The sequence below is a fragment of the Leyella stercorea DSM 18206 genome (genome assembly GCF_000235885.1).
Lineage (GTDB): Bacteria > Bacteroidota > Bacteroidia > Bacteroidales > Bacteroidaceae > Prevotella > Prevotella stercorea.
Genome location: NZ_JH379449.1, coordinates 13,709 through 15,548, shown reverse-complemented (window position 1 = coordinate 15,548; position 1,840 = coordinate 13,709). Strand labels below are relative to the sequence as shown.

General features: G+C 41.2%; 3 protein-coding genes. All 3 read left to right on the top strand.

Translation table 11 applies throughout. The features are described from left to right. On the top strand, positions 1 to 908 hold a 908-nt coding region (locus tag HMPREF0673_RS14775; RefSeq protein ID WP_007901474.1), incomplete at its 5' end, for a DUF6712 family protein. A 57-nt stretch (positions 909 to 965) separates the two neighbouring features. Continuing rightward, positions 966 to 1,388 carry a hypothetical protein gene (locus tag HMPREF0673_RS09520; protein ID WP_007901473.1) on the top strand — a complete coding sequence of 141 codons (423 nt, stop codon included), beginning with the start codon at positions 966 to 968 and terminating at the stop codon, positions 1,386 to 1,388. Positions 1,389 to 1,502: 114 nt separating this feature from the next. Beyond that, on the top strand, positions 1,503 to 1,840 hold a 338-nt coding region (locus HMPREF0673_RS13460; RefSeq protein ID WP_007901472.1), incomplete at its 3' end, for a hypothetical protein.

Here is a 1,840-nt window from a genome sequence, read left to right as displayed (position 1 = left end):
GCTCGATGAGAATAAGGACGCAAAGCAAGTTTCAATCAATAAATCCAAAGACAATGGCAATGCTGATAAATGACAACGATACTCTAAAGAAGTACGTCCCCAACACCCTCAAAGCGGTTGCTGGTGAACTATCTCTTTTTGACAAGATACAGTATCACCTCTTACAGGCGGAGCAATGGCTTACCGACACTTTCGTTTCGTCCGACACAATGAGTCGCATCCGCACATACTCTGACAGCACACCGCTCCTGCACTACTGCCGTATCATCACGGCTGCAGAGGCGATGCGCCACGCCGTGCCACAGCTCGACCTCATCCTTACGCCTAACGGCTTCGGCATTGTCAGCAACCAAAATATTGCACCAGCAAGCAAGGATCGTATCGAAAGACTACTTCTGTCTCTCGAAAAACAGCGCGACGATGCGCTTGCTGTTATCCTCACCATGCTTCCGGATGCCCACCATTGGACTGCTTCGGAGCAGTTCAATTACTTCGCTGCCACGATGTTTCCTACGCTTGACATTGTGCACCAGTTGGGCTTCGCTGACCATATCTGGCTGCGATACCAGGACACTCGTGCCAAGTTGCTCACCATTGAGCACCGCCTCGAAACGGAGTTCTTCAGTCCGGAACTCATGGACATGCTTCGCACGGCCAACGCTCTCAACAAGTGGGATATGACTCTCGACACCGCTCAATACAAGCGGATGTATCAGCGCATCTCTGCCATCGAGTTCTCTATCCTCCGCATCGGTGAATACCCGATACCAAGCATCATCGACATCGTGAACAGCATACGTTTAGCCAAAGGCAACGTATTCGCTGAATGGAAAAACTCAGACACCGCCAAACTCTTCCAAGACCACGGATATAAAAATAAAAAGGAGTCAAGTGGGTATTTCTTCTGAAAAAGTTGTATTTTTGTGGCAGTTCTACAATGATTAAGTAAAATCGCAAAAAAGATTATGATTAAGTATTTCTATTTCATATTGCTGTCTCTTCTTGTCAGTTGTTCTTCAACAGGCATTAAACTGGTTGATAAATACTATATATATCCTCCAGACGAATACTATGATTCATATTACTTGAAATGCAAATTATCAAGCGATAATGACCCTGTAATAGATAGCGTGCATATAGTTTATTGGAATGATTCAACCATAATAATTGAACGAAAAGCAAAACTTGACAATTGGATTATTAATGCTTTCGACAATAAATTAAAATATCGCAATAACGATACGGTAGTTGGACCAGTTTCTACATCATATATAAAGCGTTTGCAATCAAAGACAGGATTGTGTGGCACGGTAGTTGGACCAGTTTCTACATCATATATAAAGGTATTTATGGAAAATAAAAAGTTCAAAAAACTTGTTTTTGAATAGCGTATTAAAATAAGGAGGAGAGCAGTGGATATTCATCCTGAAAAAGTTGCATTTTTCATGTAATATTCAAAGAGGTTGTGCGTTTTATAATAAAAACCATTAAATATATAACAAATGAAAGAGAGACTATTTGCAACCATGTTGCTTTTTACTTGCATCTTATCATTAACTTCATGCAGCAAAGACGATGGTGATTGGGATGCCATGAAATGGGAAAAGAACAATTATGAAGAAGCACTAACACCAAGTTTTGGCAAGGCTATTGGCGTGCCAAAACTTGGCGGTACATATACTTTCAAATGCAAGAATTACAAGAATTTTTGGATTGAATACGTTAATGAGTCGGTGGGTGATAAAACCATTAAAAACGTTCCTTCGTATGATGACAAACCTTATCCCGAAGTTAAAGGCAGCTATACATCTTCAAAGGTGGAAGGAAATACGCTCACTGT

Coding starts and splice junctions, on each gene's coding strand:
- HMPREF0673_RS09520 (WP_007901473.1), top strand. CDS start 966: ATGATTAAGTATTTCTATTTCATATTGCTGTCTCTTCTTGTCAGTTGT.